Genomic DNA, 4,358 nt, shown 5'->3' with positions numbered 1-4,358 from the left:
GCGGCCGGACTGCTGGTCCCGCGCGCCGCCCACCGGTTCTCCGTCGAGCCGGACGAGGCATGGCGCGGCGGCGCACGCCGGGCAGCGGGTGGAGCCGAGCCAGCCGCGGGCGATCCCGGTCAGGGGGTGCCCGGCGGGGCAGGTGTCGCGCCATGCCTCGTCCGGCTCGACGGAGAACCGGTGGGCGGCGCGCGGGACCAGCAGTCCGGCCGCTGCGCCCCAGAGTGCGGCGAGCACTGTCAGCATGGCGTCCACGGAGCCGACCCTAGGCGGGTGCCGGGCACGGGTCATGGGCCCTGGGGCCCACTGCGCACCGTTCCGGACCCAGCAGCCGTCACCGGGCGCTACCTTCATGGCCATGGCTCATTGGCGCAATGGCAGCGGCACGTTGACGGTCACCGACGCACAGGGAGGTCGGGGGCGACGGATTCCGTTGCGGATCGCGGCCTCGTACCGGGCCCGCAGCCGGGGGCTGCTCGGGCAGGACGGGATCGACGGTGCCCTCATGATCACCCCGTGCGGGAGTGTGCACTGCTTCGGGATGCGGTTCACCATCGACGTGGCGTACCTGGACCGGAAGTTCAAGGTCCTGGCGGTGCGCACGATGAAGCCCGGACGGCTGGGGCTGCCCCGGCTGCGGGCCCGGCACGTGATCGAGGCGGAGGCCGGAATGATGGAGAAGTGGGAACTGCGGCCGGGGGCGCGGGCGGAGATCGTCCAGGACGTGGTCGACGGCAACTGAGGGAACCGTGAAGACCGTTGCGCAACAGCCGTTGCGCGACGGCCCCTTCACGACGGGCGTCTCGTGACGTCCCCCGTACGACGCCCCTTTCGCGAGGGGCCGCTCCCCGCTCCCGCCGCCCGCTACGGCCGGAGCTTGGTGCGGGAGAGCGGCAGGGCGGGCGCGATCGACCAGAGGACCTCGGCCTCGTCCTCGCCGGGGTTGTCCCAGGCGTGCGCGGCCCGCGCCGAGAACGTCGTCGAGTCGCCGGCCTCCAGGAGCCTGGGTTCGCCGTCCACGCTCAGTCGCAGCGTGCCGCGGACCATGTAGGCGAAGACCGTCTCGGCCTCCAGGCTGTACGCACCGCCGGAGCCGCCGCCGGGCCGCAGGATCGTCCGCATGACCTGGACGTGCCGCTCCTCGGCGGGCGTGAGGAGGAACTCCTCGATGCCGTGCCCGCCCATCTCCAGCCTGGCGCCCAGACCGCTCTTGACGACGTCCTGGTCCGGATAGTCGAAGAGCGTGGCGATGCCGGTGCCCAGGGCCTCGCAGATGCGGATCAGGGTCGGGACGGAGACCGAGGTCTTGCCGCGCTCGGCGAGGCTGACGAATCCCTTGGTCACCCCCGCCGCCTCGGCGACCTGAGCGAGCGTCAGCCCCTGCGCCAGGCGGAGCTCGCGCAGCCGCGGACCGATCGTGGACATGTGGCTGTCAGGGGCTTCGGACATGGCGGACACGCTACCTGTCGAGGTCGTCACCGTCGGTGGCCGGGGGAAAAAGCAGGTCGGAAGGGTCTTTACCCATCGAGTTTAGTGCTGTAAAACTCTGACGAAAGTTTAATGGCACTAAACAGGGTGCCCCGGCGGTCGCCGCGCCTCCCCCTTCGCCGACCGCCACGCCCCTCCCCCGACCGTTCCGCACCACCCGAGGAGTAAGCCGATGAGCTCCCCGTCCTCCCAAGAGAGCACCGCGCGCACCGTGCGCGGCGTCGTCTTCCGCTCCCCGGACCAGGAGGTCGCCGTCACCGACGTCACCCTGGCCCCGCCCGGCCCCGGCGAGGTCGAGGTCGCCGTGACGGCGGCCGGCGTCTGCCACTCCGACCTCCACGTCCTGCGCGGCGAGTGGGACCACCCCACCCCGGTCGTGATGGGGCACGAGGGCTCCGGCGTGGTGACCGCGCTCGGCGACGGCGTCACCGGTCTGGAGATCGGCGACCACGTGGTCCTGTCCTGGGTGCCGTCCTGCGGCGAGTGCCGCTTCTGCCTGGCCGGACGGCCCGCCGCGTGCGCCCTGGTCGCCGAGGTCGTGGCGCCCGGCGGGGTGCTGTACGACGGCACCAGCCGGCTCTCCGTCGACGGCGGGAGGGCCCACCACTACCTGGGGGTCTCCTCGTTCGCCGAGCGCGTCGTGGTCCCCGCCTCCGGCGCGATCAAGGTCCGCGAGGACGCGCCCCTCGACGTCATCGCCCTGGTCGGCTGCGCCATCGCCACCGGTGTCGGCGCGGTCCGCAACACGGCGGGCGTCGAGGAGGGCGCGACCGTCGCCGTCATCGGCTGCGGCGGCGTGGGCCTGTCCTGCGTGCAGGGCGCCCGGCTGGCGAAGGCGGGCCGGATCGTCGCCGTCGACGTCGTCCCGGAGAAGCTGGAGCTGGCCCGCCGGCTCGGCGCGACGGACACCGTCGACGCCCGGGACGGCGACGTCGTCGCGGCCCTGCGCGCCCTGGTCCCGGAGGGCCTGGACTACGTCTTCGACGCCATCGGCAAGATCGAGACCACCGAGCAGTCCATCGCGGCGCTCGGCCAGGGCGGCGCCGCCGTCATCGTCGGCCTCCCGCCGGCCGGCCGCACCGCGCGCTTCGACCCCCTCGCCCTCGCCGAGGCCGACCAGCGCATCCTCGGCTCCAACTACGGCTCGGTCGACGCCGCCCGGGACATCCCCGAGCTGGTGGACCTCGTGGTGTCGGGCGACCTCGACGTGGAATCGATGATCTCGGCGCGGCGCCCGCTGGACGAGGCGGGCGACGCACTGGCCGACCTCGCCGCCGGTCACGCCCTGCGCCAGCTGCTGATGATGGAGGACCGGACATGAGCACCGCCGGAAAGCAGACCGCCGACGCGAAGCCGGCCGACGGCCTGGCCCACCGTTCCGTCTCCACCTTCGAGGTCGGCGCGCAGAGCGTCGCCAACGTCGCGCCCAGCGCCGTCATCGCGTTCGCCCCCGCCAGCATGGCCGCGTCCGCGGGCAACGGCGCCTGGTTCTCCTTCTTCCTCGCCATGGCCGCCGTGCTCGCCATCGCGTACTGCATCTGCGTCTTCGCCCGCAGGCGGGCCGGGGTCGGTTCGCTGTACGCGTTCTCCCGGCTCTCGCTCGGGGCGTCCGGCTCCTTCGTGACCGGCTGGGCGCTGCTGATCGGCGCGGTGTGCATCGGCTCGGGTTCGCTGGCCGGTGCCGGGTACTACACGGCGCGCGCCCTCGACCAGATCGGCATCGGGATCTTCACCGGGATCACCGGGCAGATCCTGCTCGACCTGCTGCTGGCCGCCGTCGCGATGCGGCTGACGATCGCCAGCGTGCGGACGGCGGCCCGGGTCGCCTCGGTGCTGGAGGTCGTGTCGATCGTCCTGATCGTGGTCGTGCTGCTGCCCGCCTTCCTCAAGAGCGGCAACATCATCGACACCGACCAGCTGAGCCTGAGCGGTTCCACCCTCGACGGCATCGTCTTCGCCGTGGTCCTGGGCGTGCTGGGCTTCGTCGGCTTCGAGGGCGCCGCCTCGCTGGGCGCCGAGGCCACCGACCCGTACCGGGCGATCCCCCGCTCGGTGATGGGCAGCGCGGTGCTGGCCGGGGTGCTGTACATGTTCGCCACGTACGCCCAGGTCGCCGGGTTCGGCGGGGCGGACGCGCTGGGGAGGAGCTCCGACCCGATGGACGAGCTGGCGGAGATGTCCGGGCTCGGCTTCCTGAAGTTCTTCCTGCACGCCGGGTTCGCCGCCTCGTTCGTGGCCGTGGTGATGGCCTGCATCACCGTCGCCGCCCGGCTGCTGTTCGGCATGGCGAACGAGGGCGTGATGCCGGCCCGGCTCGGCCGCGCCCACCCGCGCCACCGCACCCCGTCCGCCGCGATCTGGACCGTCACCCCGTTCGTCGCCGTTCCGGCGGTGCTCGTGGTCGGCGCCGGGACCGCGCCGCTGAACGCGACGTCGTACATCGACACCATCGGCGTCTTCGGCTACATGCTCAGCTACACCCTGGTCTGTCTGGCCGCCCCGCTGTTCGTGCGCCGGATCGGGGCACGGGGGCTGCTGGTCGCCTGGGCCCTCGGCCTGATCGGGGCCGCCGCCATGGTCTACGTCTTCTACCGCAACCTGTGGCCGGTCCCGGAGTCCCCGCTGAACGTGCTGCCGTACGTGTTCGTCGGCGCGCTGGTCGTCGGGATCGCCGGATTCGCCGTCCTGAAGGTCCGCAGGCCGGAGGTCGCCGAGCGCGCCGGGACGTTCGCGGACGACCTGGACTGACCCCCGTGCCCCGATCCGGCGCACGAACAGCGGGGCGGCCAGACAGACCAGGGTGTAGCTGAGCATGTAGCCGAAGACGCCGATGGTGTCGATGTACGACGTCGCGTTCAGCGGCGCGGTCC

4 protein-coding genes and 1 pseudogene are annotated in these 4,358 nt (G+C 72.7%); 3 read left to right on the top strand and 2 right to left on the bottom strand.

The window, feature by feature from the left end; translation table 11 throughout:
* Positions 1–255, bottom strand: a pseudogene (locus EAO76_RS42960) (prepilin peptidase); the annotation flags it as partial.
* 97 nt (positions 256–352) lie between these two features.
* Between EAO76_RS42960 and EAO76_RS42955 the strand changes: the two are divergent.
* On the top strand, positions 353–742 hold the full coding sequence (locus tag EAO76_RS42955) for a DUF192 domain-containing protein (protein WP_399463805.1): 390 nt from the start codon (positions 353–355) through the stop codon (positions 740–742).
* 122 nt (positions 743–864) lie between these two features.
* Here EAO76_RS42955 and EAO76_RS42950 read toward each other — a convergent pair whose 3' ends face one another.
* Positions 865–1,449 (bottom strand): XRE family transcriptional regulator, encoded by a 585-nt coding sequence (locus EAO76_RS42950; protein WP_262376251.1) that lies wholly within the window; start codon positions 1,447–1,449, stop codon positions 865–867.
* 211 nt (positions 1,450–1,660) lie between these two features.
* Between EAO76_RS42950 and EAO76_RS42945 the strand changes: the two genes are divergently transcribed.
* Together EAO76_RS42945 and EAO76_RS42940 are read left to right on the top strand one after the other, a co-directional pair.
* Entirely contained in the window at positions 1,661–2,809 is a 1,149-nt protein-coding gene (locus EAO76_RS42945; RefSeq protein ID WP_148841632.1) for a zinc-binding dehydrogenase, read from the top strand.
* Complete coding sequence (locus tag EAO76_RS42940) at positions 2,806–4,236, top strand: APC family permease (protein WP_148841631.1); 1,431 nt, start codon at positions 2,806–2,808, stop codon at positions 4,234–4,236. Before EAO76_RS42945 ends, EAO76_RS42940 begins: the two co-directional genes overlap by 4 nt.
* Positions 4,237–4,358: the final 122 nt, after the last annotated feature.

The organism is Streptomyces sp. sk2.1 (genome assembly GCF_008120935.1).
Lineage (GTDB): Bacteria > Actinomycetota > Actinomycetes > Streptomycetales > Streptomycetaceae > Streptomyces.
The sequence above is the reverse complement of the archived record's forward strand: the minus strand, read 5'-3'. Positions and strand labels throughout refer to the sequence as shown.

What these genes read in the sequence shown, in the direction of transcription:
- EAO76_RS42955 (WP_399463805.1), top strand. Translation starts at nt 353, where the DNA reads ATGGCCATGGCTCATTGGCGCAATGGCAGCGGCACGTTGACGGTCACC.
- EAO76_RS42950 (WP_262376251.1), bottom strand. Translation starts at nt 1,449, where the DNA reads ATGTCCGAAGCCCCTGACAGCCACATGTCCACGATCGGTCCGCGGCTG.
- EAO76_RS42945 (WP_148841632.1), top strand. Translation starts at nt 1,661, where the DNA reads ATGAGCTCCCCGTCCTCCCAAGAGAGCACCGCGCGCACCGTGCGCGGC.
- EAO76_RS42940 (WP_148841631.1), top strand. Translation starts at nt 2,806, where the DNA reads ATGAGCACCGCCGGAAAGCAGACCGCCGACGCGAAGCCGGCCGACGGC.